Source organism: Herminiimonas glaciei, from assembly GCF_042664955.1.
GTDB classification, from domain to species: domain Bacteria; phylum Pseudomonadota; class Gammaproteobacteria; order Burkholderiales; family Burkholderiaceae_D; genus Oxalicibacterium; species Oxalicibacterium glaciei.
Genome location: NZ_JBHTBU010000001.1, coordinates 1,843,704 through 1,869,749 on the forward strand (window position 1 = coordinate 1,843,704; position 26,046 = coordinate 1,869,749).

The 26,046-nt window shown below is 55.6% G+C and carries 22 protein-coding genes and 1 tRNA gene; 8 read left to right on the top strand and 15 right to left on the bottom strand.

All coding sequences use genetic code 11. From position 1 onward, the window contains the following. Nucleotides 1–185: 185 nt before the first annotated feature. A tRNA-Ser gene (locus tag ACFQPC_RS08305) sits at nucleotides 186–276 on the bottom strand. Between the two features lie 130 nt (nucleotides 277–406). Continuing rightward, nucleotides 407–616: a hypothetical protein gene (locus ACFQPC_RS08310; protein ID WP_382271907.1), complete on the bottom strand. Its 210-nt coding sequence runs from the start codon at nucleotides 614–616 to the stop codon at nucleotides 407–409. Here ACFQPC_RS08310 and ACFQPC_RS08315 point away from each other — a divergent pair. After that, nucleotides 540–2,519 carry a GGDEF domain-containing protein gene (locus ACFQPC_RS08315; protein WP_382271411.1) on the top strand — a complete coding sequence of 660 codons (1,980 nt, stop codon included), beginning with the start codon at nucleotides 540–542 and terminating at the stop codon, nucleotides 2,517–2,519. The genes ACFQPC_RS08310 and ACFQPC_RS08315 overlap by 77 nt on opposite strands. Before the next feature lie 7 nt (nucleotides 2,520–2,526). Here ACFQPC_RS08315 and serS read toward each other — a convergent pair whose 3' ends face one another. Beyond that, entirely contained in the window at nucleotides 2,527–3,822 is a 1,296-nt protein-coding gene (gene serS, locus ACFQPC_RS08320; protein WP_382271412.1) for a serine--tRNA ligase, read from the bottom strand. A gap of 145 nt (nucleotides 3,823–3,967) precedes the next feature. Between serS and ACFQPC_RS08325 the strand changes: the two genes are divergently transcribed. Then, entirely contained in the window at nucleotides 3,968–4,171 is a 204-nt protein-coding gene (locus tag ACFQPC_RS08325) for a hypothetical protein (protein WP_382271413.1), read from the top strand. Nucleotides 4,172–4,198: 27 nt separating this feature from the next. Here the strand turns inward: ACFQPC_RS08325 and ACFQPC_RS08330 are convergent, their stop codons facing one another. From ACFQPC_RS08330 to ACFQPC_RS08340, 3 genes are all read right to left on the bottom strand, one after another. Further along, nucleotides 4,199–5,500 (bottom strand): replication-associated recombination protein A, encoded by a 1,302-nt coding sequence (locus ACFQPC_RS08330; protein ID WP_382271414.1) that lies wholly within the window; start codon nucleotides 5,498–5,500, stop codon nucleotides 4,199–4,201. Nucleotides 5,501–5,665: 165 nt separating this feature from the next. Continuing rightward, entirely contained in the window at nucleotides 5,666–6,334 is a 669-nt protein-coding gene (gene lolA / locus ACFQPC_RS08335) for an outer membrane lipoprotein chaperone LolA (protein ID WP_012079012.1), read from the bottom strand. Between the two features lie 9 nt (nucleotides 6,335–6,343). Beyond that, nucleotides 6,344–8,677 carry a DNA translocase FtsK gene (locus tag ACFQPC_RS08340; RefSeq protein WP_382271415.1) on the bottom strand — a complete coding sequence of 778 codons (2,334 nt, stop codon included), beginning with the start codon at nucleotides 8,675–8,677 and terminating at the stop codon, nucleotides 6,344–6,346. A gap of 298 nt (nucleotides 8,678–8,975) precedes the next feature. Here ACFQPC_RS08340 and trxB point away from each other — a divergent pair, with 298 nt between their 5' ends. Beyond that, nucleotides 8,976–9,929: a thioredoxin-disulfide reductase gene (trxB, locus tag ACFQPC_RS08345; RefSeq protein WP_012079010.1), complete on the top strand. Its 954-nt coding sequence runs from the start codon at nucleotides 8,976–8,978 to the stop codon at nucleotides 9,927–9,929. Between the two features lie 90 nt (nucleotides 9,930–10,019). Then, nucleotides 10,020–10,661, top strand: a complete 642-nt coding sequence (locus ACFQPC_RS08350) for a Smr/MutS family protein (protein ID WP_382271416.1) — start codon at nucleotides 10,020–10,022, stop codon at nucleotides 10,659–10,661. Nucleotides 10,662–10,749: 88 nt separating this feature from the next. Here ACFQPC_RS08350 and ACFQPC_RS08355 read toward each other — a convergent pair whose 3' ends face one another. After that, on the bottom strand, nucleotides 10,750–11,088 hold the full coding sequence (locus ACFQPC_RS08355; RefSeq protein WP_382271417.1) for a P-II family nitrogen regulator: 339 nt from the start codon (nucleotides 11,086–11,088) through the stop codon (nucleotides 10,750–10,752). Between the two features lie 85 nt (nucleotides 11,089–11,173). Next, nucleotides 11,174–12,787 (bottom strand): NAD+ synthase, encoded by a 1,614-nt coding sequence (locus tag ACFQPC_RS08360; protein WP_382271418.1) that lies wholly within the window; start codon nucleotides 12,785–12,787, stop codon nucleotides 11,174–11,176. 80 nt (nucleotides 12,788–12,867) lie between these two features. Between ACFQPC_RS08360 and ACFQPC_RS08365 the strand changes: the two genes are divergently transcribed. The 3 genes from ACFQPC_RS08365 (at nucleotide 12,868) to ACFQPC_RS08375 (ending at nucleotide 16,103) form a co-directional block, all read left to right on the top strand. Next, a complete protein-coding gene (locus tag ACFQPC_RS08365) occupies nucleotides 12,868–14,025 on the top strand; it encodes a GNAT family N-acetyltransferase (RefSeq protein WP_382271419.1) in 1,158 nt (385 codons plus the stop codon). Nucleotides 14,026–14,101: 76 nt separating this feature from the next. Next, on the top strand, nucleotides 14,102–15,139 hold the full coding sequence (locus ACFQPC_RS08370) for a serine/threonine protein kinase (RefSeq protein WP_382271420.1): 1,038 nt from the start codon (nucleotides 14,102–14,104) through the stop codon (nucleotides 15,137–15,139). An 85-nt stretch (nucleotides 15,140–15,224) separates the two neighbouring features. Next, on the top strand, nucleotides 15,225–16,103 hold the full coding sequence (locus ACFQPC_RS08375; protein WP_382271421.1) for an EamA family transporter: 879 nt from the start codon (nucleotides 15,225–15,227) through the stop codon (nucleotides 16,101–16,103). 82 nt (nucleotides 16,104–16,185) lie between these two features. Here the strand turns inward: ACFQPC_RS08375 and ppa are convergent, their stop codons facing one another. From ppa to hemC, 5 genes are all read right to left on the bottom strand, one after another. After that, nucleotides 16,186–16,725 carry an inorganic diphosphatase gene (ppa, locus tag ACFQPC_RS08380; RefSeq protein WP_012079003.1) on the bottom strand — a complete coding sequence of 180 codons (540 nt, stop codon included), beginning with the start codon at nucleotides 16,723–16,725 and terminating at the stop codon, nucleotides 16,186–16,188. Nucleotides 16,726–16,883: 158 nt separating this feature from the next. Then, the gene (locus tag ACFQPC_RS08385; protein WP_382271422.1) at nucleotides 16,884–18,080 is read right to left on the bottom strand and encodes a heme biosynthesis protein HemY; all 1,197 of its coding nucleotides are present in this window, start codon (nucleotides 18,078–18,080) and stop codon (nucleotides 16,884–16,886) included. Nucleotides 18,081–18,140: 60 nt separating this feature from the next. Beyond that, nucleotides 18,141–19,298, bottom strand: coding sequence for a uroporphyrinogen-III C-methyltransferase (locus tag ACFQPC_RS08390; RefSeq protein WP_382271423.1), 1,158 nt, complete (start codon nucleotides 19,296–19,298; stop codon nucleotides 18,141–18,143). Beyond that, on the bottom strand, nucleotides 19,295–20,065 hold the full coding sequence (locus ACFQPC_RS08395) for a uroporphyrinogen-III synthase (protein ID WP_382271424.1): 771 nt from the start codon (nucleotides 20,063–20,065) through the stop codon (nucleotides 19,295–19,297). The genes ACFQPC_RS08390 and ACFQPC_RS08395 overlap by 4 nt, the downstream gene beginning before the upstream one ends. Further along, nucleotides 20,058–21,011 carry a hydroxymethylbilane synthase gene (gene hemC, locus ACFQPC_RS08400; RefSeq protein WP_382271425.1) on the bottom strand — a complete coding sequence of 318 codons (954 nt, stop codon included), beginning with the start codon at nucleotides 21,009–21,011 and terminating at the stop codon, nucleotides 20,058–20,060. The genes ACFQPC_RS08395 and hemC overlap by 8 nt, the downstream gene beginning before the upstream one ends. 216 nt (nucleotides 21,012–21,227) lie before the next feature. Here hemC and ppc point away from each other — a divergent pair, with 216 nt between their 5' ends. Next, nucleotides 21,228–24,107, top strand: coding sequence for a phosphoenolpyruvate carboxylase (gene ppc / locus ACFQPC_RS08405; protein ID WP_382271426.1), 2,880 nt, complete (start codon nucleotides 21,228–21,230; stop codon nucleotides 24,105–24,107). 62 nt (nucleotides 24,108–24,169) lie between these two features. Here ppc and ACFQPC_RS08410 read toward each other — a convergent pair whose 3' ends face one another. Continuing rightward, on the bottom strand, nucleotides 24,170–24,958 hold the full coding sequence (locus tag ACFQPC_RS08410; protein ID WP_382271427.1) for a LytR/AlgR family response regulator transcription factor: 789 nt from the start codon (nucleotides 24,956–24,958) through the stop codon (nucleotides 24,170–24,172). Then, complete coding sequence (locus ACFQPC_RS08415) at nucleotides 24,955–25,980, bottom strand: sensor histidine kinase (protein WP_382271428.1); 1,026 nt, start codon at nucleotides 25,978–25,980, stop codon at nucleotides 24,955–24,957. Before ACFQPC_RS08415 ends, ACFQPC_RS08410 begins: the two co-directional genes overlap by 4 nt. Nucleotides 25,981–26,046: the final 66 nt, after the last annotated feature.

Sequence of the window (26,046 nt, forward strand, 5' to 3'; positions counted from 1 at the left end):
ACTCAATAATGGAAAAGCCCGCATAAGCGGGCTTTTAAATTGAAAGTGGGATTCGCCTACATTCTGCAGGCCGCGCTTGCGCTTACAAGCGCAACCCTTCGAATCCCACGCGCAGGACTAACTGTTGGCCTGCTCCTCTCCAGAAAATAAAAAAGCCCGCTTGCGCGGGCTTTTTTATTGAATACTGGCGGAGAGGGTGGGATTCGAACCCACGGTACGGGAAAACCGTACGCCTGATTTCGAGTCAGGTACATTCGACCACTCTGCCACCTCTCCTGGATACTGCCTTCGCGATGGTCGAATACCGCGAAGCAAAAAATTATATCAGAGTCTTGCGCGACGGGAAACCTTCTCTTCACTTTGTTGAAGCACTACGCAAAAAATATCTCATCCATACACCACAACTTCATTCCCGAACAATCCAATTAATTAATAAATAAACAATATTTCCTATCATCATCTTGTCATAATTGGCCAGTAACATTCGGCAGAGATAAATCCGCTCAGCATATGCAGCTACTAAGCCAAGAGTCATTTTGATGTTCTTTTCCCCTGTACAGCCAAGCAACACCAGAAGGTATCCGCTAGCCGAAAAAGCCTGGGCCTTATCAGCCATTGCCCAGCCCTTACGGTTCAGAACCAAGGAGGCTCACTTGTCATCGGTCGCCAAACATACTGCGCAGGATGAAGACACGGATCACGCTGCGGATCATCTCGTGCAACGCTTGAAGGAAGTCATCGAGCATAGGCAGCTGACGCCCCTGTTCCAACCTATCATCCGCATGCAAAGCGGCGAGATCATCGGTTATGAAGGCTTGATACGCGGACCATCGGACAGCCCGCTGCACTCCCCTTTGAATTTGTTCAAGGTCGCCCGTTCCTGCAATCTGAGTGTCGAAGTCGAGCACCTGTGCCGTCGCATCACACTGGAAAAATTTGCGGAGCTGCGCCTGCCGGGAAAGTTATTCCTCAATGTAAGTCCTGAATGCCTGATCCAGCCTGACGTCAGACATGGCGAAACCCTCGGTTACATCCATGAAGTCGGCATCAATCCGGATCGCGTGATTATCGAGCTGACCGAGAGCCAGCCGACTTACGACTACGACTTGCTGCGCGAAGCGGTGACGCATTACCGTGCAATGGGTTTCCGCATCGCGATAGACGACCTGGGTGAAGGTTTTTCCAGTTTGCGCCTGTGGTCAGAGCTGCGTCCCGAATATGTCAAGATCGATATGCACTTCGTACAAGGTATCAACCTTGATCCGATCAAGTTGCAGTTCGTCCGCTCTATCCAGGAAATCGCCGAAAAATCCGGCACCATCGTGATCGCCGAAGGCATAGAAACCGATGCCGAATTATTGATGATCCGCGACCTTGGCGTCGTCTATGGCCAGGGCTATAAGATCGCCCGCCCGCACGCGAATCCTGCCACGACGCTCTCTACCGATTTACGCAATCTCTTGCGCCACAACGGTGTCGCCGTATATCCGCATGAAAACGGTCGCGGTCACAAGATGTTGACGGCGATGAAATTGCTGCGCAGTGTGAAAGCGGTCGCACCCGAGGTGCATAACAACCGCATCTATGAGATGTTCAATAACGATCCGACACTGGAAGTCATACCGGTCGTATCGAACGGCATACCGGTCGGCCTGATTACACGTGCAAACCTGATTGATCGCTTCGCCCGTCCTTATTTGCGTGAACTGCATGGCAAGAAATCCTGCACCCTGTTCATGGATGCCAATCCACTGATCACCGACAAGAACACCGCATTGCATGCTTTGAGCCAAATCATCGTCGATGCTGATCGCCACCATCTGTTCAATGGCTTCATCATTACCGACAACGGCCAGTATATGGGCATGGGTAATGCGCACGATCTGATGCGCGAGATTACGCAGATGCAAATCAATGCGGCACGTTATGCGAATCCGCTGACACTGTTGCCGGGTAATGTACCTATTGATGAACACATAGACCGGTTACTGGAAAACGGCACGCGCTTTTGCGCCTGCTATGTCGACCTGGATCACTTCAAACCCTATAACGATGTCTACGGTTATCGCAAGGGCGACGACATGTTGCGCCTGACCGGCAAAATCCTCAGCGGCCATTGCGACCCGCAAAAAGATTTCGTCGGCCATATCGGTGGCGACGACTTCATTATCCTGTTCCAGAGTGAAGATTGGGAGCAGCGCTGCCGCGCCATCATCGATGCCTTCGTCGCGGCGGTACCCGATTTTTACTGCGTCGAAGACCGCAAGAAAGGTGGTTACATCAGTGAAGACCGACGCGGCAAGCAAGTCTTCCACACGCTCGCCACCATCTCATTGGGCCTGGTAAAAGTAGAGCCGGGCCACTATGGTTCGCACCACCAGATTGCGGCTGCCACCGCCGATGCGAAAAAGCAGGCGAAAAAAATCCCCGGAAACAGCCTGTTTATAGACCGTCGCCAGGGACCTTATGCAATGGAAAAGCAGAACGACGACGATGCAGCGCAGGAGCTCGTCGCCTGATCTAGCTTCAGGCTTGTGGCGTCAGACGCTGCAAGCCGCCCATGTATGGATGCAGTACTTCAGGGATGATGACGCTGCCATCCGCTTGCTGATAGTTTTCCAGCAAGGCTACCAGCGTACGGCCAACTGCCAGGCCTGAACCATTCAATGTATGCACCGATTCCGGTTTGCCCTGCGCATTGCGGAAACGCGCTTGCATGCGACGTGCCTGGAACGCTTCGCAATTTGATACCGAAGAAATCTCGCGGTAAGTATTTTGTGCCGGCAACCACACTTCCAGATCATAAGTCTTGGTCGCGCCAAAACCCATATCGCCGGTACACAAGGTAATCACGCGATACGGCAAGCCCAGCTTCTTCAGGATGTTTTCGGCATGGCCGCACATTTCATCCAGCGCTTCGTAGGATTTCTCAGGATGTACTACCTGCACCATCTCGACTTTGTCGAACTGATGCTGGCGTATCATGCCGCGCGTATCGCGACCATAGCTGCCGGCTTCCGAACGGAAGCATGGCGAGTGTGCAGTCATGCGGATAGGCAAAGCATCGCCGGCGACGATTTCATCGCGCACGATATTCGTCAGCGGTACTTCAGCTGTAGGGATCAGGTAGAGCGCTTCGCCCTCACCTTCCTGGCCGCCTTTTTTCACTGCGAACAGATCCGCTTCAAACTTAGGCAACTGACCAGTACCCTGCAGTGAATCTGCATTGACGATGTACGGGGTGTAGCACTCGGTGTAACCGTGCTCTGCAGTATGCGTGTCCAGCATGAATTGCGCCAGTGCGCGGTGCAGGCGTGCGATGCCGCCTTTCATGACCGAGAAACGCGAACCGGTGATCTTGGCTGCCACATCGAAATCCAGGCCGAGCGCAGCGCCGACATCAACGTGGTCGCGGATTTCAAAATCGAAAGTACGCGGCGTACCGACTTTGCGCAATTCGACATTGCCGGCTTCATCCGTACCGACCGGTACCGATTCATGCGGCAAGTTGGGGATGGCCAGCATGAATTCGCTGATCTTCGCCTGTACGATATCGAGGCGTGCCGCCGATGCTTTCAACTCATCGCCGATACCGGCCACTTCCGCCATCACTGCCGAGGTGTCTTCGCCCTTGCCTTTCAAGGCGCCGATTTGCTTGGACAGCGTATTGCGCTTGTTTTGCAAATCTTCGGTACTGGACTGGATCTGCTTGCGCTCCGCTTCCAGTGCATTGAAGGCGGCGACGTCGAGCTTGAACTTGCGACCGGCCAGGCGGGCTGCAACGCTATCGATGTCTTTACGAAGAAGTTGAATGTCTATCATGGAAAAAAGCTAAAAGATGAGTTAAGTGGAGATTGTACCAAGCCGCAAGCCGATTCCAACGTGGCCGCAAAAATTCATCCGGGATAGCCCCGCCACCCTGCCTGCGTTACCATTGCCTTACTTTACGAACTCAGCAAGCAGAATCATGGAAGATCCAAACACACCCCGCCCTGTTTCCCTCACCGTCCTGATCATCGGACTGGTCATTGCCCTCGGCCTGGCTATCTGGGGTGGCCTACAGTTCCTGAATTCCGGCCACAGCCTCGGCTATGGCGTGGTGGCGGGTGTCAGCATCGGTGCTGCGTATGCCTTCCTGAAGCAAATCCGGATACGGCGTAACGAAGGCTGACAGCTGAAAATCGGCGTTAGCCGCTATTTATTCCCCGGCCTCTTCATCCCACTTTTTCAGCAAGGCCAGCTTTTCAGCTATCTTGATCTCCAGGCCCCTGGGCACTGGTTGATACCAACCCGGTTCTCCCAGGTCATCAGGCAGGTAAGTTTCGCCGGCAGCGTAAGCATTCGGCTCGTCATGCGCATACCTGTACTCATGACCATAGCCCAGTTCTTTCATGAGCTTGGTCGGAGCATTGCGCAGATGCACAGGAACCTCACGGCTTTTATCCTGCTTCACAAAGGCACGGGCGGCATTGTAGGCGTTGTAGCCCGCATTGCTTTTGGCGGCGACAGCGAGATAGATGACCGCCTGCCCCAGGGCCAACTCCCCTTCCGGGCTGCCCAGTCGCTCATAGGTCAGTGCAGCATCATTGGCTATCTGCATGGCCCTTGGATCAGCCAAACCGATATCCTCCCACGCCATACGCACTATGCGGCGTGACAAATACCGCGGATCAGCACCGCCGTCCAGCATACGCGTCAACCAGTAAAGTGCAGCGTCCGGATGGGAACCACGGACGGACTTGTGCAAGGCTGAAATCTGGTCATAGAAGTTGTCCCCGCCCTTATCGAAACGCCTTGAATTCAGGGTTAAGGCATTTTGCAGGAAATCAGCGGTGACTTTCTTGGTACCGGTCGTATTGGCCGCAGTATTCGTCTGCTCCAGCAGGTTCAGAAACCTGCGGGCATCACCATCGGCATAACCGATAATGGTGTCGGTAGCCTGCTCGTCAAACTGCAGGTCACCCAGTGCTTTCTCCTGCGCCCGTTGCAGCAATTGCTTCAATTCTTCGTCGCTCAGCGACTTCAGTACATAGACCTGGGCCCGTGACAGGAGCGCCGAATTCACTTCAAAAGAAGGATTTTCAGTCGTTGCACCGATGAAAGTAACCAGGCCGCTTTCTGCGTATGGCAAAAGAGCGTCTTGTTGCGATTTATTGAATCTGTGGATTTCATCCACGAACAAGATGGTGTGCTTGCCCATGGCAAGATTCTGTTCGGCCTGCTCCATCGCAGCGCGTATGTCTTTCACGCCAGAAAACACCGCAGACAGCGCGATGAATTCACATTCAAAGGCACTTGCGGTGAGCCGCGCCAGCGTCGTCTTGCCGACACCAGGAGGCCCCCAGAAAATCATGGAATGCGGCTTGCCCGACTGGAAAGCCAGTCTTAAAGGCTTGCCCTCGCCCAGCAAATGCGACTGTCCGACGACCTCGTCCAGGGTCTTCGGGCGCAGTGCTTCCGCCAGTGGCGCAGCAGGCTCGCGTGCAAACAAATCAGACATGTTGAACATCTCCACAAATCAACGCATGTGGTTCGGCAAGAGGGATGGAACTCATGTAGCCTGATTTCAAAAATTAGTCGTAAGAATGAAATCGACGCCAGTCGAATATTTCAACTGGCGTCGCGATTATTTTACAGGGCTGCCGTCAACGGCAGCATTGAGCAATTACTGAAAAACGTCTGCGCCTTTAGGCACCACGAATTTGAACTGATTCGCCGGCATAGGCGGATTCTTTTCAAACTTGGTAAAGGTCAGCAAGGATACCTGGCCAAAGGAATCGCGCAGTTCCATTGCTTCCGGCACGCCATTACGCAAACCGATACCGATGTGGTCGAAGGTAGTGTCCTTGGCTTTAGGCGTCGCTTCCAGCCATTCCAGTCCATTCTTGGTACCCGCTTCCTTCAGCGTGAAATTCTTTTCCAGGTCATTGCTGCCGAACAGGATGGCGGCAGGTGAAGAACCGAGCGCATCGCCCAGCTTCTTGATCGTGACCTGGTTCAAATCCTTGTCGTAAATGTAGAGTTTGTCGCCATCAGCCTGCAGCAATTGCTCATACGGCTTTTGGTAAACCCAGATGAATTTACCGGGACGCGCAAACGTAAATGTACCAGTCGATTTATTCGACACCTTGCTGGTGCCGCTTTCTATCTTCACCAGTTGCTGCGTGAATTCACCGCGTGCCGATTGCGTCGATGCGACGAAGGATTTGAATTGTTCCAGCGCCGCAGCGTGCGCAAAACGTGGCACGGCCAAAGCTGCGCCGACCAGCAAGGCACTTACGAGCAAAGTGCGTGGTGCAAAGATTTTTGTAACTAAAGATTGCGATTGCTTCATACCATCCTTTTATTCAGCTGTATTTCCAGCCGGCACCAGGATTTCCCGGTTGCCGTTGGATTGCATGGTGGAGACCAGCCCGCTTTGCTCCATCTGCTCCAGCAGACGCGCAGCGCGGTTATAGCCTATGCGCAAATGGCGCTGCACCAGCGAGATGGATGCACGGCGGTTCTTCAATACGATCGCCACCGCCTGGTCATACAAGGCATCCGCTTCGCCACCGGCACCACCTTCGGCGCCGAGTGACAAGTCGCCGTCTTCGGCAACACCTCCTTCTAGGATGCCTTCAATGTAGTTTGGTTCACCCTGAGCCTTCAGGTGGTCGACCACGCGATGCACTTCTTCATCCGAAACAAAGGCGCCGTGCACACGTACCGGCAAGCCGGTACCCGGCGGCATGTACAACATATCACCCATACCCAGCAGCGCTTCGGCCCCCATCTGGTCGAGAATGGTGCGGGAGTCGATTTTGCTGCTGACCTGGAAGGCGATACGGGTCGGGATATTCGCCTTGATCAAACCGGTAATGACATCCACCGACGGACGTTGTGTCGCCAGGATCAGATGGATACCGGCGGCACGCGCTTTTTGCGCGATACGTGCAATCAGTTCTTCAACCTTCTTGCCGACCACCATCATCAGGTCCGCCAATTCGTCGATGATGATGACGATGGTAGGTAATTTTTCCAACGGTTCCGGCGCATCCGGCGTCAGGCTGAATGGGTTCGGGATCTTTTGTTCATTCTTTTCCGCTTCGGCGATCTTGGTGTTGTAACCGGCGAGGTTACGCACACCCAGCTTGCTCATCAGCTTGTAGCGGCGTTCCATCTCGTTGACACCCCAGTTCAGCGCATGGCCGGCCTGGCGCATGTCGGTGACCACAGGTGCCAACAGATGCGGGATACCTTCATAAATCGAGAGTTCCAGCATCTTTGGATCAATCAGGATCAGGCGTACCTGGTTCGGATCGGATTTGTACAGCAGTGACAGGATGGTCGCATTGATGCCGACCGATTTACCGGAACCGGTGGTACCTGCCACCAGCAAGTGCGGCATCTTGGCGAGATCGGCCACCACCGGGTTACCGGCAATATCCTTGCCGAGCGCCACGGTCAGGCTGGAAGAGCTATCGTTGTAGACCTTGGAACTGACGATCTCGGTCAGGCGCACGATCTGGCGCTTCGGATTCGGCAGCTCAAGCGCCATATAGTTTTTACCCGGGATGGTTTCCACCACGCGGATAGAAGTCAGCGACAAGGAGCGCGCCAGGTCACGCGCGAGGCCGACGATCTGGCTACCCTTGACGCCGGTCGCCGGTTCGATTTCGTAACGCGTGACAACCGGGCCAGGATAAGCCGCCACCACTTTGACGACGATACCAAAGTCGGAGAGTTTTTTCTCGATCAGGCGGCTGGTGAATTCCAGCGTTTCTATGCTGACGGTTTCCTGTGACTGCGGCGCTTCATCCAGCAAGGACAAGGGCGGCAGATTGGTATCCGGCAAATCGTTGAACAGCGACACCTGGCGTTCTTTTTCCACGCGTTCCGATTTCGGTACCGCGATGATTTGCGGTTCGATGCGGATAGGCGGCGCGTCGACGATTTTTGCGCGTTCATTGACCACGACTTCTTCGCGTTTGACCGCAGCCACCACACCGACCTTGCGGTCTTCACGTGCGCCGTACAGATTGCGCACGGCCTGGAAAGCCAGCTCTATGGTTTCGCCTATGCGCTCGGCGACGCCCAGCCATGAAACATGGAAGAACAGGCTGAAACCGAGGCCGAACACCAGCAAGAGCAACAAGGTCGCACCCATGAAGCCAAAGGTGTTTTGCGCCGCGCTACCGATCAATTCACCCAGCACACCGCCCGGCGAGCGCGGCAATGCCGCCTTCAGCGAGTGCATGCGCAGGTATTCCAGCGCCACACTGCCTGTCATCAGCAGGAAAAAGCCGATGCCACGGATCAGGCCTTCCTGATGGTGTTCCGGCTCGGGCTCCGTTTTCAGCAGGAAGCGTTGTGACAGGCGGCGATAACCGACCCAGACGTGGCGCAGCAGGAAGATGCAAATCCACCACGCCGACAGGCCGAAGATGAAGAGCAGCAAATCGGCCATCCACGCACCGACGCGGCCGCCGACGTTATTCAATTTTGCGACGACATTCGCGTGCGACCAGCCCGGGTCAACCGGCGAGTAGGTCAGGAAAATCAGGATCAGGTACAGGGTCAGGGCGGCAAGTATCAACCAGCGTGCTTCGGACAGAAGCCGCACGAGTCTGCCCGGTAATGGAGGGGCTTTTGTGGCGTCGGTCTTGCGAGTGTAGGCTTGGCTTGTTTTAGTCATAAATCCAGACGCGGTAGCGTCAATAATCAATATGCACGAATGCCGTGCTTGTAACACGGGAAACGGCGTAAATATTGCAAAAAGCACAGAGTAAAAGCTGCGGTAAGCACCGTTTCTGGCTGCCACCCCTGCTGGGACGGCTGGTTCGTCTATAATCTTAACCAGTTTTTCCCGGTTACACCGAATAATTCAGGAACAGCTTGAAATTTGATGCCGGAGCGACATATATAAGCTCCCGGCAGCAGGTTTTACTGTTCAAAACAGCATTCCGACTCACTTTTTACGATTAATTATCCACATGTCCAGCGCAAAACACGCCCACGTTTTAATTCTCGGCTCCGGCCCCGCCGGTTACAGTGCTGCAGTCTATGCCGCACGTGCCAACCTCAAACCGGTGCTGATCACCGGCGTCGAGCAAGGCGGTCAATTGATGACCACTACCGATGTTGAAAACTGGCCGGGCGATCCGCTGGGCGTGCAAGGTCCTGAATTGATGCAGCGTTTGCTGCAGCATGCAGAGCGCTTCAACACGGAAATCATTTTCGATCACATCCACACCACCAAGCTGGATGAAAAACCGATACGCCTGATCGGCGACGCCGGCGAATATACCTGCGACTCGCTCATCATTGCAACAGGTGCTTCAGCGCAATACCTGGGCCTGCCATCGGAACAAGCCTTCATGGGCAAAGGCGTGTCCGCCTGTGCCACCTGCGACGGTTTCTTCTATCGCAACCAGGAAGTCGCAGTCATCGGCGGCGGCAATACCGCAGTCGAAGAAGCGCTCTACCTGTCGAACATCGCCAACAAGGTCACGGTCGTACATCGTCGCGACAAATTCCGTGCGGAAGCGATCCTGATCGACCGCCTGATGGCCAAAGTTGCCGAGGGCAAGATCGAGGTCAAATGGAATTCGACGCTGGAAGAAGTTACCGGCGACGACAGCGGCGTAACCGGTATGACGATCAAGTCGACCGCCGACGGCAGCATCACGCCTATTAAATTGCACGGTGTCTTCGTCGCCATCGGCCACAAACCGAACACCAGCATTTTTGAAGGCCAGCTGGAGATGAACAACGGTTACATCAAGACCAAGACCGGCCTGGAAGGCATGGCAACCTCGACCAGTGTACCCGGCGTGTTTGCCGCCGGCGACGTACAGGACCATGTCTATCGCCAGGCTATCACCAGTGCCGGTACCGGTTGCATGGCCGCACTGGATGCACAACGCTATCTGGAAAGCCAGGAGTAAGGCCGCGCTGCGCCGCATGCCCGGATGAAATCCTGCATGCGGCGCATCATTGTTTTACCCATCCTCCCTTAGTCTTTTGGAAGTACTGTCATGCCTGCTTCGATCAAGGATTTTGCCGCACTCAAATCTTTGCACAAGGATTTGAAGAAGCAGGAAGAAGCGCGCAAGATTGCCGACGCTGAACGCCTGCAGGCAGAAAAAACCGCAGCCCTCGAAGCCGACCTGTTCCGCCGCAGCATAGGCGACGTCGCACCACTGAATCCTCCCGACAAACTCCACGCCAGCAGCCCGCGTCCGTTGCCGATCGCGCGCCAGCGCCTGGCAGACGAACAGGCCGCACTGCGCGAATCACTGTCCGACGACTTTACCGTTGAAACCCTGCTCGATACCGATGATGCACTCAGCTATGCGCGCAATGGCATAGGCCCGGACGTGATCCGCAAGTTGCGGCGCGGCCATTGGGTGATACAGAGTCAACTGGATTTGCACGGCTTGCGTACCGACGAGGCGCGCGAAGCATTGGGCGAATACCTGCGGGGCGCGATCAAACGCGGCTTGCGCTGCGTACGCGTGATCCATGGCAAGGGACTGGGCTCAGTCAATAAGGAGCCGGTTCTGAAGAACAAAGTGAGGAATTGGCTGACGCAAAAAGACGAAGTCATCGCCTTTTGCCAGGCCAAGGCAGCCGACGGTGGCGCCGGTGCCCTGATCGTGCTGCTCAGGGCGAGCTGAAGCAGCATCTCATCGCTTGCGGCCACCTCATGCACAGGCCGCGACAAGCTGACCCACGATATGGCAGGTCAGCTACAAACTAACAGTCTTATACCGCGTCAGCGCCGGTTTCGCCGGTGCGGATACGGATGACCTGTTCCACTGCCTGTACGAAAATCTTGCCGTCACCGATCTTGCCGGTACGCGCCGCCTTGATGATGGCGTCCACGGCTTGCTCTACGCCGGCGTCGTCCACTACCGCTTCCACTTTTACCTTCGGCAGGAAGTCGACCACGTATTCCGCACCGCGATACAGCTCGGTATGGCCTTTTTGACGGCCAAAACCCTTGACTTCAGTCACGGTCAAGCCGGTAACGCCTACTTCGGCCAGCGCTTCACGCACTTCGTCCAGTTTGAATGGCTTGATAATTGCGGTTACTTGTTTCATCAGTACTCCCTCAGTTAATTAGTGCACTTGCATAAGTCTACGCCGGGCAGATGGGTCCGGCGGAAAACTTTCGTTTATTTTGCCATCATTCACGGAATTTGGATGTAATCGGATAACGCCAGTCACGCCCGAAAGCCCGGTGCGTGACACGGATACCGACCGGCGACTGGCGCCGTTTATATTCATTAATCTTGATCAGGTGCGTGATGCGCGCCACGTCTTCCGGGCGATAACCGGCGGCGATGATCTCGGCACCACTCTGGTTTTCTTCCATATACATCTGCATGATCGCGTCCAGCACTTCATATGGCGGCAGCGAATCCTGGTCGGTCTGGTCGGGCCGCAACTCGGCCGACGGCGCGCGCGTCAGGATACGGTCCGGAATCACGTCGGACACGGTGTTACGATAAGCGCACAGGCGATACACCAGTGTCTTTGCAATATCCTTGAGCACCGCAAAACCACCGGCCATATCGCCATACAGTGTGCAGTAACCCACCGCCATTTCACTCTTGTTGCCGGTCGTCAGCACGATCGCGCCATGCTTGTTCGACAGCGCCATCAGGATGGTGCCGCGGATGCGCGCCTGGATGTTTTCTTCCGTCGTATCCTGCTTCAAGCCTTTGAATTCATTGGCTAAAGTACGGTTGAATGCTTCGAAACAATCGTTGATGCCGATTTCGTCGTAACGTACGCCGACCCGCTTAACCATATCGCGCGAATCGACCCATGAGATTTCGGCCGTGTACGGCGACGGCATCATGATTGCGCGTACCTTGTCCGCGCCCAGCGCATCTACCGCCACTGCCAGCGTCAGGGCCGAATCGACACCACCTGACATACCGATCAGCGCACCCGGGAAACCGTTCTTGCCGATGTAATCGCGTACACCGAGTACCAGCGCCTTATAAACCTGCGCTTCAACCGACAACTCTTCGACGATGGTGCCATCTACCGGTTGTCCACCCTGGAATTCAATGATTTGCAAATCTTCGACGCAGTGCTGCAATTGCGCACGCATCTCACCCGCCTGGTCCAGCACAAAGGAATTGCCGTCGAAAATTAATTCATCCTGGCCACCGACCAGGTTCGCATATACCAGGCTCATGCCGTGTACCGTCACATTTGCATGCATCACATCGACGCGCAAATGCTGCTTATTCATGTGGAATGGTGAGCCATTAGGTACCAGCAAGACTTGCGCTCCGGCTTCCGCTGCACGCGCAGGCGCATGCGGGAACCAGGTATCTTCGCAAATATTGATACCGAAGCGCACACCCTTCACTTCAAACACCAGTGGTTCATCGACCGAAGTGAAATAACGTTTTTCATCAAACACCGTGGCATTCGGCAAATCGTGTTTGCAGTAAGTACCTGCAACCTTGCCGTTGAGCAGTACCGACGCCGCGTTATAGCGCTGGCCGTCCTGTTCGAACGGATGGCCGACCACCACGTGCAAGCCATGCAGCGGAGCCAGGTCGGCTGCGAGTGCGAGCAACGCTTCCGTGGTTTTTGCGTAGAATGACTGGCGCAACAATAAATCTTCCGGCGGATAACCGACCAGCGAAAGTTCTGGCGTCAATACGATGTCTGCACCCTGTTCAGCGGCGCGACGGGAGAATTCGGCAATCCTGGCACGATTACCGGCGAGATCGCCGACGGTGCTATTGATCTGCGCGATGGCGACTTTGACTGTCATGGCTTGAGCAATAAGAAACTGAAATACTGGCTAATGAAAAAAGCTGAAGCAACTAAACGCTAGAATAAAGTTGAATCAAATTGAGTGAACCTGTTAACGCATTTGGCAATTATCGCACGCGTATCGTTTCTTCTTTATCAGAAATCGGCCAAAACGCATGGGATGCACTGGTACAACTACAGGATGAAGCCAATCCCTTCCTCTCTTTTGCCTTCCTCGACGCACTCCATGAAAGCGGCTCGGCCTCGGCCAAAACCGGCTGGCAGCCGCAGTTCCTGACGATTTGGCGCGGCGAGGAACTGGCGGCCGCCCTGCCGCTGTATGCCAAAGGCCATTCCTACGGAGAATATGTCTTCGACTGGGCCTGGGCCGACGCCTATGAGCGCAACGGCCTGCAATATTATCCAAAGCTGCTATCGGCCATACCATTTACACCCGTCACCGGCAGCCGCCTGCTGGCACGTGACGCCGAAGCGCGAACCGCCCTGATTGCAGCCATCATCAATGTGCAGGAAAGCAATTCCTTTTCATCCACCCATATCCTCTACCCTCCGGCCGAACAGGCGGAGCAGCTACGCGAAGCCGGTTTCATGCTGCGTAGCGGGGTGCAATTCCACTGGCTCAATGCCGGTTATCACAATTTCGAAGAATTCCTGGCGACGCTGGAGCGCAAGAAACGCAAGAACATCCGTGCCGAGCGCCGCAAGGTGCAGGAAGCGGGTGTCAGCTTCCGCCATATTTCCGGCCACGATGCGAGTCCGGAAGACTGGGTATTTTTCAAGCGTTGCTATGACCACACCTATGCGATGCATCATTCAACCCCCTATCTGAACCTGGATTTCTTCCAGCGCATAGGCACCAGCATGCCGCACAACATCCTGCTGATCGTGGCGGAAAGGGATGGCATCCCTATCGCTTCATCGCTGCTGATCCACGATGCACAAACCGTGTACGGGCGCTACTGGGGCGCGCTCCAGCATATCGATTGCCTGCATTTTGAAACGGCTTACTACCAGCCGCTGGAATTCTGTATCGCCGCGAAAATGGCCTGCTTTGAAGGCGGCGCACAGGGGGAACACAAAATGGCACGCGGCTTCCTGCCGCAAAAAACCTGGTCCGCGCACTGGCTTGCGCACCCGGCGTTTTCAGATGCAATCGAAGAATTCCTGAAACGGGAAAGCGGCGGCATCGATTCCTATATCGACGAGTTGAACGAAAGAAATCCATTTAAACGTTAAATATTGTTGATTTTTAGAAACTTTCCCACAGTCAACACTTGTCAGCAAAGGCGGCGCAGGGCATGCTAGCTGCACGATGACCTTCAGCTCTTCCCTACCCAATGGCAGTACCCAAACCCGACTGATACGCATAGGTCGCTTTGCGATCAAACACGAACTCGGACGTGGCTCCATCGGCGTGGTTTACCTGGCGCACGATCCCATCATAGACCGCGACGTCGCGATCAAAACCTTCCGCAGCCGCCTGTCCCTGGTAGAGAAAAAACAGCACGAACAACACTTCATCAATGAAGCGCGCGCCGCCGGACGCCTGGCGCATTCCAATATCGTCACGATTTACGAAGCTTCAAGTGAAGGTGATGCAACCTATATTGCAATGGAATATCTGCAGGGGCGCGAACTCAACAAGATGCTGGATGGCGGCCATCGCTTCACGGCCAGCGAAGTAGCTTCCATCAGCTGGAAGATAGCCGATGCGCTCGAACATGCACACAAGAATGGCGTCGTGCATCGCGACATCAAACCGGCCAATATCTTCCTCAGCGCCGACCTGCAACCGAAAGTGGTTGATTTCGGTATCGCCCGTGCGCCGAACCGGGTCACAGACCAAATGCACAAGGCGGAAGAGCCTTACACCCTGTTCCATGACAACCTGCTCGGCACGCCGAACTATATGTCGCCGGAACAGGCGATGGGACATGCGGTCGACGCCCGCACCGATATCTATTCGCTGGGTGCGGTGATGTATGAAATGCTGACCTTCCGCAAACCCTTCCAGGCCGAAGATACCGACAAGCTACTACACCAGATTTCATTCAAGGCGGCAGCCGACCCGCATGCGATAGAAGCAAGCGTGCCACTGGCCTTGTCGAAAATCGTCATGAAAGCGATGAGCAAAAAAGTCGACAAGCGTTATCAAACTGCGGAGGAAATGGCGCTCGATATCAAACGTTTCCTGGCCCGCACCCGGCGTGACCAGGGTCGCAAAGCCAAGTTGGAAGATATAGAAGCGATAGTCGAACCATTGCCGCTGCGGCACTCCCGCCTGTTCTGGCCTGTATGCGGCGGCATCGTCGCCTTGCTGATCGCAGCCTATTCCATCTGGCGCGGCTAAGCGCGCGGCGACACACGGTACTGGCGGGCAAAACCCGCAAAACCGAATCGTATTAAAATCTCGTGTTTGGAAAACTGTATTTCTCATGAGTCCCACCGATATCCTGCTTGCACTTGCGATAGTCAGCATCTGGGGCCTCAACTTCGTTGTCATCAAAATCGGTTTGCAAGACCTGTCACCGATTGCGCTCACCGTACTACGCTTCGCCTTCGCTGCTTTTCCGATGGCTTTCTTCATCAAGCGCCCGGCGATTCCATGGCAGCTGTTGTGCGCCTTCGGCCTGTTCCAGTTCGCGTTGCAATTCACCTTCCTGTTCACCGGCATGCAGCTGGGGCTGACATCTGGCTTGGCTTCGCTCGTCATGCAGTTGCAGGTATTCTTCACGATCGCACTCGCCATCCTGTTCGTCGGCGAACGTCCGCGTGTCACGCAGTTGGTCGGTGCGCTTATCTCCTTCTGCGGCATGGCGCTGGTTGCCTACAAACTGGAAAGCAAGGCGACACTGATAGGCTTCATGCTGGTCATCATCGCCAGCATGTGCTGGGCCAGCGGCAATATCGTCACCAAGAAAATCGGCAAGGTAAATCCCCTGGCCCTGATGATCTGGGGCTCACTCATCTCGCTACCGCCATTGCTGATTGCATCGCTGCTGATGGAAGGTACGCAAGGCTGGGTAACAGCCGCCCACAACATGAACTGGCGCGCCTTCGCCACCGTCCTGTATCAGGCTTATCCGAATACGATGTTTGCCTTTGGTGCGTGGGCGGTATTGATGCGTAAATACCCGGCGGCTACGGTTGCACCGTTCACCTTGCTGGTTCCCATCATAGGAATGGCGTGTGCTGCATTGATACTGGATGAGTCTTTGCAGTGGTGGAAATTTGCCGCTTGTGGGCTGGTGCTGGGAGGCTTGGCGTTTAATCAGTTCGGACAAAAATGGCTAGCGCGGCGCGGGATCATTTGAGTTGCAGTCGCTTATCGCATGATCCGTTGAGCCATAAAAAAAGCGCACTTCACAGTGCGCTTTTTTTCAAGCATGCCAACAATTATTTGCCGGCGCTCTTCTTGTAAGCTTCAACGCCAGACAAGATTTCGGCTTTAGCTTCATCCGGACCAACCCAACCATCAACCTTCACCCATTTGCCTTTTTCCAGATCCTTGTAGTGTTCAAAGAAGTGCTGGATCTGCTGCAAACGCAGGTCGTTGATATCTTCCGGCTTTTGCCAGTGGCTGTAGATAGGCAGGATTTTGTCGATAGGTACTGCCAGCAATTTTGCATCGCCGCCGGCTTCGTCCGTCATTTTCAGCATGCCGATTGCGCGGCAGCGTACAACTACGCCCGGGTACAGCGGGAACGGTGTGATCACCAATACGTCAACCGGGTCACCATCGTCCGACAAGGTTTGTGGAATGTAGCCGTAGTTGCACGGATAGTGCATCGCGGTGCTCATGAAGCGATCAACAAACATCGCGCCCGACTCCTTGTCAACTTCATACTTGACCGGATCGGCGTTCATTGGGATTTCGATAATGACGTTGAAGTCGTTCGGCAGATCTTTGCCGGCTGGGACGTGATTCAGACTCATATTTGTTTTCTCAAAAGTGGGGAACAGTGCTGCAAACCCTGAATTATAGCGGCTTTCAGCATTTTTCTTGCTGGGGTATTACGGATGAAATGGCAGGAAATATTGCCCGGCGGCGATACCGGCAGGTGTGAAGCTACACACCTGCCATTACAGCAGTCTTACAGGATGGTCGCCACCGCACATTGACGGTAATGCGACGCAGCCTCTTGTTCATGACCCAGTGCTTCATGCAATTGCGCCAGTTTCAAATGTACTTCCTGCAACATGCGCGCACCGTTTGCATCTGACAACGCTTGTTCCAGATGACGCTGCGCCTTGCCCCACAGGTTTTGGCGCAGGCACAAAGTACCCAGCGTCAACGCCAGCTCAGGATCGGTCGGATGGGTTTTGCTCCACTCTTCGCAACGCTCGATCTGCGCCAGCAAAGCCGGTGAACCCTCGCCTGCAGCCGACGCACGATAAGGACGCAACAAACGCTCGTCCCATTCAACGGCCATTGATTTTTCAATAATTGCACGCGCGTCATCATGCAAGCCGCGCTGGTTGAAAGCATTTGCACCGTGGATCGCGACATAGGCCTTGACGCGGTCTTCGGCCGGGATGGCCCACCAGATATTGCGCAAGGATTCAGCATCGTTGGATGGATTCTTCAGCAAGTCCTGATACGCCAGCTCGCGCAAACGGCTCGACAAGGCCGGATGCAAGGCATTGTTCTTGTCCAGCGTGCGCACCAGGCGCAAGACTTCCGGCCAGTTGTTCGCACGTTGGTTCGCCTTCAATGCCATGCGCAAGGCATGGATATGGCGTGTTCCGTTTGCGTTCAATTCCTTGACCACGTCCAGCGCCAGTTCCGGCTGGCGTTCATCGACCAGCAATTCGATCGCCGTCATCAGGCGTGCGGTTTTCAGCGACTGGTCTTCTTCCACTGTCGCCAGCCAGGTATCGCGGCGCTCGGTCTGTTGCATCCGATGCGCAGCACGTGCGGCGATCAGTGCGGCCAGGCCCGAGTTATCCGGCGAATCCGACGCGCGCATCGCGGCTTTTTCGGCATGGCCGAAGCGACCTTCAAAATAGGCTTTCAGTGATTCACGCAAAGCCAGGTTGCCCTTGCGCTCCTGTTTGTCGCGACGATAGGCGGCGACCTTGCCCGGCATTTTTTGCGCCACGCGTACTGTTTTGAGTACTGCATAGATCAGGAAGAACAGCAGGACCGACAGCAGGATAAAGAAATTCAGCGACAGGTCGACCCGGTACGGCGGGTAGAAAAACACCACGTTACCGGCGTTGAAGCGTGCCACCACCGCCAGTCCGATGGCAGTGGCAAACAGGACGAGGAGCCAGAGGAATATGCGCATATTAAAAACGGTAGGCAATCATTGTGGTTTTAAAGCGAAGCTTGCAGCCGGAAGCCGGCATCAAGGCTTCGCTTTGTAATTACGGACTGCATTCAGGCTTTCGGCCAGGGTCGGCATCTCAATTGCCAGATTGCTCGACTGCACTTGCTTCAACAGCGCCTGCACAGTTTGTGTTTGTTTGGCACGCGTATCGAAGTATTTGCTGATGGCATCCTGCGACGCGATCATATCGCTGCGGAATGCGACTTCATTGCGCGACAACAAAGCCAGGCGTGCGTTGAGCAAGCGCAGCTTGAGGTTTTCACGTGCGTAGTAAGCCTGGGTCGGCGACAACAGCAAGGCATCCGAAGTATCGACGCTGCGCACCCGTATCAATTGTTGAATATCGCCCCACATTTCATTGCTCAGGCTTTCCCACTTGGCTTTGGCCACAGGCCACCAGTCATTCGCAAGCGGCTCAGGAGCTGGTGCAGCCTTGGCATTTTTTGCCGCAGGCTTGACCGGTGCCGGACGATTTTTCGGTTCGCTGGCTGGCAACGCCGGTTTTTCATCGGACAACAAAGGCATGGTGTCGATCTGGCCGATGACGCTGTCCAGGCGCAATGCGATGCCGGTCAGGTCCAGGCTGGGCAAGGCTTTCAGGCGCGCGATATCGTGACCAATGGCGCGACGTACACTGACGAATTGCGGCGTGTCGGCACGCGACAGGCGGGCATCGGCGTTTTGCAAAGCGATCAATGCACCTTGTACATTACCGGCCAATTGCAGCTGCTGGCTGGCGGTAGACAACACTTGTTCGATTTCCGCCAATGCCCAGTCTTCACGCTTCTTGAACAGATCCTGATACAACTGTTCCAGCGCCAATTGCTGGCTTTGCGCTTCTATCTGTTTGCCTTCCAGTACATTTACCTTGGCTTGCAGCTCGGTGATGGTTTCCTGTGCCGACTTCACAATGACCTTGGTTTCGGTATTGATCGCATCGCCACTCTGAATACGGCGTGCCACTTCAGTCCGTACCGTGGACAATTCCTTGTGCGACATCCACCACTGCACGCCTACCAGGGCAGCGAGTGCAACTAGTGCCACATAGACCAGGCCTTGCTTGCCGGCAGCGCTATTCTTGTTCGCCGGCGGCGGGTTCGGCGGCACGCCATGGGATGGCGCCGCAGCAGGAGTTGGCGGCGGCGTAGATTCGGGAGATGTTGGCATATCGTTCATGAGCAAGATTGTAACGCGGCTAACAGCCCGTCGTCGCCTGATCTGGTTAGCGTAATATTGGGGAAACCCAGCAACTGCGCGGTTTCTGCGATGCGAACGTGGGATACGATAATTCTTTGTTGTTGCATTTTTGCGACGCTCCCTGCTTCATCAAGTTGTGCAACCATCTCTGTCAGGAAACGCAAACCTTCGGAGCTGGTCACGATCCAGTCATTCTGACAACTTAATAAACGTTTCAGTTCGCTACGTTTTGCATTATTCAATTCCGGCGCTATCCGCCGATACGCTGCAAGTGGCGTCACGCCTACGCCTGCGGCACGCAAGGTATCACCCAATAATTCGCGTCCGGTCTCACCACGTACGATCAAAACCTGCTTGCCGCGCAAAGCGGGCAGGTCAAGTTCAGCCAGCAGGGTCTGCGAGTCGGTACGATCCAGGTCGGTCGGGCTGATGATGGTGGCCTTGGCCTCAGTCGCGCCATGCCGCAGCAAAGCCATGCGACTGCCCTCGCCCACCACCGCCAATGGAATATGCCAGGGCCAGTCGGGTCGGGCGCTAAAGGCGGCATCGATGGCATTCGGACTGACAAAGGCGATCAGCGCATATTGATCGAGCTCACGCAAAGCCCGGCGCAGCGGTTCCTGATCATCCAGCGGCAGGATTTCCAGCAAAGGGAAAATCACCGCCTTGCGCCCCAGCTCCGTCACGCGTTGTGCCAGCACATCGGCTTGCGCCGATGGCCGTGTAATTACTACAAACTCAGACATCCCCGTCCGCATCCGATTTACACAAAGCCAGGATCGCAGCAGCATCCTGCAGCTTCAAAGCGTCGGCGATCTGGCGTCCCAGTGCTTCCGGCTCATTCGCCGCAGCGCTGAGATCAGCGCTGGCGATTTTTGAACCGTCCGGCGTCGCAATGATGGCGCGCAAACGCATGTCATCACCGTCGATGGTGGCAAAAGCCGCCAGCGGAATCTGGCAACTCCCGCCAAAATTACGCGAAACCGTACGCTCCGCGGTGACAGCCAATGCAGTTGCTCTATGGTTCAACGGTGCCAGCCATTCCTTCAGGTCAGCACGCTCGGAGAGGATTTCTATCGCCATCGCGCCCTGCCCGGGTGCGGGCAGGCTTTGCTCCGGCGGCAGGTAGGAACGGATGCGCTGCGCCAGGCCGAGGCGCTTGAGACCGGCTGCGGCCAGGATGATGGCCGCGTATTCGCCACCGTCGAGCTTGCCGAGGCGACGATCCAGGTTGCCACGCAAGGGGCGTATTACCAGTTGCGGATAGCGCGCGGCGATCAGCGCCTGCCGACGCAGGCTGCTGGTGCCGACTATCGCACCGGCAGGCAAGGCTTCCAGCGAGTCAAACTCGTTAGAGACAAAGGCGTCACGCGGATCTTCGCGCTCCAGCACAGCTGCCAACTCAAATCCGTCCGGCAGCGTCATCGCCACATCCTTCAACGAATGCACGGCGATATCCGCCCGTTGTTCAGCGATCGCAACTTCCAATTCCTTGACGAACAGGCCTTTGCCGCCGACTTTGGAAAGGGTACGATCGAGAATTTGATCACCCCGAGTTGTCATGCCGAGAATCTCTATCGAACACTGCGGATATAATATGGCTAGTTTTTCGCGGACATGCTCGGCTTGCCACATGGCCAGACGACTTTCGCGCGAGGCAATGACCAGTTTTTTCGGGGGCGGAAATTTCAACACGGCTTCTTTCGATTTTCTGTCAGGGGCGGCCAAATTTGCTGAATTCTTCTTTGTTTTCAACAAGTTCGATATGCTTTCGAGATCATCACAGTATCGATGACCTCGCAGATTGTTGCATCATGAGTTCCTTGAAATTTTAGCATGTACCCTCGTAGAAGACGCCGCATTACTCCATCCTTATCACTCTGAACAAGCTGACTGCATTTTTTCAATATGGCAAAACAACCGACAACCCCGCTTCGCGTGCGCGCTCCATCTGCCAATAAAGCTGTGAACAAAGCTGCAAATCCAGCCGCCAATAAAGACGCCCCACTCAAAGAAGATATTCGTTTACTTGGGCGTATCCTGGGTGACGTCTTGCGTGACCAGGAAGGCGATGCCGTATTCGAAGTGGTGGAAACCATCCGCCAGACCGCCGTGCGTTTCCGTCGCGAAGCCGATGTACAGGCAGGTACCGACCTGAACAAATTGCTGAAGAAGCTGACCCGCGAACAAACCATTTCGGTGGTGCGCGCGTTTTCCTATTTCTCGCACCTGGCCAATATTGCGGAAGACCAGCATCACAACCGCCGTCGCCGTGCACACCTGTTGGCAGGTTCGGCACCGCAGGAAGGCAGCGTTGCCTTTGCACTGGAAAAGCTGGCGCATGCAGGCGTCAACGGCGCGACCGTACGCAAATTCTTCAAGGATGCACTGATTTCCCCGGTCCTGACCGCGCACCCGACCGAAGTGCAGCGCAAAAGCATACTCGACGCAGAACACGACATCGCCCGCTTGCTGGCGGCACGCGACCTGCCGATGACGGCCAAGGAACGTGCAGCCAATACTGAATTGCTGCGCGCACTGGTCACCACCCTGTGGCAAACCCGCTTGCTGCGCTATTCGAAATTGTCAGTCGAAGACGAAATCAATAACGCGCTGTCTTACTACCGCATTACCTTCCTGCGCGAACTGCCTGCGCTGTATGAAGACATCGAAGACGAAATCGCCGAACAATTCCCGCAGCGTGCAAGCAGCGCCCATGCCAACCGCGACCAGCACTCCTACGTGCAAATGGGTAGCTGGATCGGCGGCGACCGCGACGGCAATCCAAATGTCAACGCCGGTACCATGCAACTCGCATTGGCACGTCAATCAACCACCATCCTTGAGTTTTACCTGGAAGAAGTGCACGCACTCGGCGCGGAACTGCCGGTCTCGACCTTCCTCGCCGGCGTCAGCCCGGAAGTACAGGCCCTGGCCGACAAATCGCCGGACACTTCCGAGCATCGCGCCGATGAACAATATCGCCGCGCGCTGATCGGCATCTATGCGCGCCTGGCGGCTACCGCACGCGCGCATGGCGCCACCAATATCCTGCGCAAGGAAGTCGGCCCGGGCGCACCGTATGAGAGTGCAGTCGAATTTTCGGCCGACCTGCAACTGCTGGTCGATTCGCTCAAGGAACGCCACGGCACCGTACTGATCAAGCCACGCCTCGCGCCATTGCTGCGCGCTGCCGAGATTTTCGGCTTCCATCTGGCAACGCTGGATATGCGTCAAAGCTCGGACGTGCACGAACGTGTACTGGGCGAATTGTTCAAACGCGCCGAAGTCGAAACTTCGTATGCAGATTTGCCGGAACAGAAAAAAGTTGAATTGCTGCTGACCGAGCTGGATAAACCTCGCCTGCTCTACTCGCCGTATATCGATTACTCGGACGAAACCAATTCCGAGCTGAACATCCTGCGCGCCGCACATCACATCCGTCAACGCTACGGTTCACGTGCGATCCGCAACTACATCATCTCGCATACCGAAACCGTCTCCGATTTGCTGGAAGTCCTGCTGCTGCAACGCGAAACCGGTTTGTTGCGCCCGGATACCGATGTTGCATCGGTCGGTGAAGTCGAACTGATGGTGATCCCGCTGTTTGAAACCATCCCTGATTTGCGCCTCGCTGCAAACATCATGGAACAAGTGATGGCGATCCCGAAAGTGCGCCGCCTGATCGCCAAACAAGGCCACTTGCAGGAAGTCATGCTCGGCTATTCGGATTCGAACAAGGATGGCGGCTTCCTGACATCGAACTGGGAACTGTACAAGGCAGAAACCGAACTGGTGAATGTATTCAACCGTGCCGGCGTCAAGCTGCGCCTGTTCCACGGTCGCGGCGGCACCGTCGGTCGCGGCGGCGGACCAAGCTATGAAGCGATCCTGGCGCAGCCGCCGGGCACCGTGAACGGCCAGATCCGTCTGACCGAACAAGGTGAAATCATTGCGTCCAAATTCTCCAATCCGGAAATCGGTCGTCGCAACCTCGCGCTGCTGGTTGCCGCCACGCTGGAAGCCAGCCTGACGCCGCCACCGGCAGATCGCAAGGCAGCGAAGAAACTCGCTGAATTCGAAAGCGTGATGGCCGAGTTGTCCGAGCTGGCTTACAAAGGCTATCGCAACCTGGTGTATGAAACACCGGGCTTCACCGACTACTTCTTCTCGGCCACGCCGATTGCAGAAATCGCCGAATTGAATATCGGCTCACGCCCTGCGTCACGCAAGGCGACCCGCCGGATTGAAGATTTGCGTGCGATTCCATGGGGCTTCTCGTGGGGCCAATGCCGCCTGCTGTTACCGGGCTGGTACGGCTTCGGCAGCGCAGTCGAACAATGGCTGGAGCAAGGTGAAAATAAGGCGAAACGTGTCGCAACGCTGCGCGCGATGTTCAAGGAATGGCCATTCTTCGTCACGCTGCTGTCGAATATGGACATGGTTTTGTCGAAGACCGACCTGGCGGTCGCTTCGCGTTATTCGGAAATGGTGGTTGACCGCAAGCTGCGCAACAGCATTTTCAAACGCATCGTAGGCGAACATGAGCGCACCTCGTCGTGCCTGACCCTGATCACCGGCAAGAAAGAACGCCTGGCAAATAACCCCTTGCTGGCCCGTTCGATCAAGAACCGCTTCGCTTACCTCGATCCGCTGAATCACTTGCAGGTCGAGCTGATCAAGCGTCACCGTGCAGCCATGCGCGATGGCAAGGTTGATGACCGTGTCCGTCGCGGTATTCACCTGTCAATCAACGGTATCGCTGCCGGCTTGCGCAACACCGGCTAAGCATGCGCCAGCCAACAAAAAAGGGAAGCAAATCTGCTTCCCTTTTTTTATGCATCGAAGATTTAACGCACCAGCGCCTTGACCCCGGCCCATTGCCGACGCGAAATCGGCAGGCGGTCATCAATATGCTGCAGGATCACCTGCCACGATTCCTGCGCCTTGTCGGCCTCGCTGTCGGCATCCACGATTTGCGCGCCACGCTCCACGCCTATGATGGCTTCGCGGGCCACCAGTGCATTGCGATGCACGCGTATGAATTGCGTCGCGAACTCCTGCTCCAGTGCGGACAGTGATGCTTCCAGCAAATACTCCCGTTGGCGGGTGCGTAAAGTCACATACTTTGCTTCTGCTTTCAGGTACAGCACATCCGCTACCGGTACCAGCAGCAAACGCCCTCTTTCCTGCACCGAAAAATTCTTGCGTACGCTTTGCAAGGTAGCGACCGCATCGCCCATCATTTTTTTCTGCGCACCGGCCTGCAAACTGCCGACGCGCCGTATCGCATCAGCCAATCGCGATGCGCGTACCGGTTTCAGCAAGTAATCAAGTGCGTGCACCTCAAAAGCCCTTAAAGCATATTCATCGTAGGCGGTCACGAAGATGACCGCCGGCGCAGCTTTATCGTCCTGCGCCAGGTGTGATGCCAGCTCTATGCCGGTCATGCCCGGCATTTGCACATCCAGTAAAACAATGTCCGGCGCCAGCGCGGCGATGCTATCGAGCGCCTGCTGCGCTTGTGCCGCCTCTCCTACCAGTTCATGCGGACACTCTGCCGCAATGTCGGACAGCAAGGTCGTCAGGCGCGCCCGTGCCGGTGCTTCATCGTCAACGATCAGGATGCGCGGTCTCATGCACCCGCCTTTTGGTAAGGGAGATAGAGACGTACTTCGAATTGTCCATCCACCACCTGCGTCGTCAATTGCGCCTCCATATCGTATAAAAGCGTCAGGCGTTCACGGATGTTATCCAGCGCCATATGGTTACCGGTCGATTCCACATCGGCATGATACGGATTCGTCATCATGATTTCTATACGGTCACTCACGCGGGCAATACTGATTGTGATCAGGGCGCTGTCCGGCGACGGCTCGACACCATAATGCACGGCATTTTCCAGCAAGGGCTGCAACAGCAAGGCTGGCGTCCGGGCCCGTTGCAGGGTATCGGCGGAAATACCGTCGGTATCCCATTTCACCAATAGCCGCTCACCGAGGCGTACTTTTTCGATCGACAGATACTGCATGCCGATGCGCACCTCATTACCCAGGGTAGTGATATCGCGCGCATCCCGCATCAGCACGCGAAACAGGTCGGCCATATCTTCCAGCGTGGTTTCGGCGCGGCGCGGTTCACTGCGGATCAGCGACAAAACGGCGTTCAGGCTATTGAACAGGAAGTGCGGCCGGATACGTGCCTGCAAAGCCTGCAGGCGGGCTTCAGCCAGCGCCGGCGAAAAAGCACGGGTCCGCAATTCAAAGTAATGCTGCAAGGCGATGCCGAACAAGGCGGCACACACTACCCCCTCCAGCGCCGACAACCGGCTCAGGCTGGCCAGCAATAACGCGTCATTCAGCAGGTAATGGATGATGAGGCCGGTAATCGCAGCCGGTACCAGCGCGCAAGCCAGGCGCTGGCCCCACGGCGGGATCGAACGCACCAGCCGCCGCAAACCGCACAATGCAAACAGTGAAGTCAGGCAAGCCAGCTCCAGCAACATCGACGCTTCGCCAAATGCCAGCAAACCGGCTTGCAGTGAGCCCGCATTAATCAGCATCACCACCAGCACCACGCCGTTGACGCACAGCAAAGACCTGACCATGATGCCTATATTGCAACAGTCTGGGATCACGATTTCCAGCGGGGAGATGGACACGGAATCTAGCGATGGCGGCATGAGTGAAGGATTTATCGGGGCTAGGGTGGGATTGCGGGGTGCGCT

Coding starts and splice junctions, on each gene's coding strand:
- ACFQPC_RS08315 (WP_382271411.1), top strand. CDS start 540: ATGTTCTTTTCCCCTGTACAGCCAAGCAACACCAGAAGGTATCCGCTA.
- ACFQPC_RS08310 (WP_382271907.1), bottom strand. CDS start 616: ATGGCTGATAAGGCCCAGGCTTTTTCGGCTAGCGGATACCTTCTGGTG.
- serS (WP_382271412.1), bottom strand. CDS start 3,822: ATGATAGACATTCAACTTCTTCGTAAAGACATCGATAGCGTTGCAGCC.
- ACFQPC_RS08325 (WP_382271413.1), top strand. CDS start 3,968: ATGGAAGATCCAAACACACCCCGCCCTGTTTCCCTCACCGTCCTGATC.
- ACFQPC_RS08330 (WP_382271414.1), bottom strand. CDS start 5,500: ATGTCTGATTTGTTTGCACGCGAGCCTGCTGCGCCACTGGCGGAAGCA.
- lolA (WP_012079012.1), bottom strand. CDS start 6,334: ATGAAGCAATCGCAATCTTTAGTTACAAAAATCTTTGCACCACGCACT.
- ACFQPC_RS08340 (WP_382271415.1), bottom strand. CDS start 8,677: ATGACTAAAACAAGCCAAGCCTACACTCGCAAGACCGACGCCACAAAA.
- trxB (WP_012079010.1), top strand. CDS start 8,976: ATGTCCAGCGCAAAACACGCCCACGTTTTAATTCTCGGCTCCGGCCCC.
- ACFQPC_RS08350 (WP_382271416.1), top strand. CDS start 10,020: ATGCCTGCTTCGATCAAGGATTTTGCCGCACTCAAATCTTTGCACAAG.
- ACFQPC_RS08355 (WP_382271417.1), bottom strand. CDS start 11,088: ATGAAACAAGTAACCGCAATTATCAAGCCATTCAAACTGGACGAAGTG.
- ACFQPC_RS08360 (WP_382271418.1), bottom strand. CDS start 12,787: ATGACAGTCAAAGTCGCCATCGCGCAGATCAATAGCACCGTCGGCGAT.
- ACFQPC_RS08370 (WP_382271420.1), top strand. CDS start 14,102: ATGACCTTCAGCTCTTCCCTACCCAATGGCAGTACCCAAACCCGACTG.
- ACFQPC_RS08375 (WP_382271421.1), top strand. CDS start 15,225: ATGAGTCCCACCGATATCCTGCTTGCACTTGCGATAGTCAGCATCTGG.
- ppa (WP_012079003.1), bottom strand. CDS start 16,725: ATGAGTCTGAATCACGTCCCAGCCGGCAAAGATCTGCCGAACGACTTC.
- ACFQPC_RS08385 (WP_382271422.1), bottom strand. CDS start 18,080: ATGCGCATATTCCTCTGGCTCCTCGTCCTGTTTGCCACTGCCATCGGA.
- ACFQPC_RS08390 (WP_382271423.1), bottom strand. CDS start 19,298: ATGAACGATATGCCAACATCTCCCGAATCTACGCCGCCGCCAACTCCT.
- ACFQPC_RS08395 (WP_382271424.1), bottom strand. CDS start 20,065: ATGTCTGAGTTTGTAGTAATTACACGGCCATCGGCGCAAGCCGATGTG.
- ppc (WP_382271426.1), top strand. CDS start 21,228: ATGGCAAAACAACCGACAACCCCGCTTCGCGTGCGCGCTCCATCTGCC.
- ACFQPC_RS08410 (WP_382271427.1), bottom strand. CDS start 24,958: ATGAGACCGCGCATCCTGATCGTTGACGATGAAGCACCGGCACGGGCG.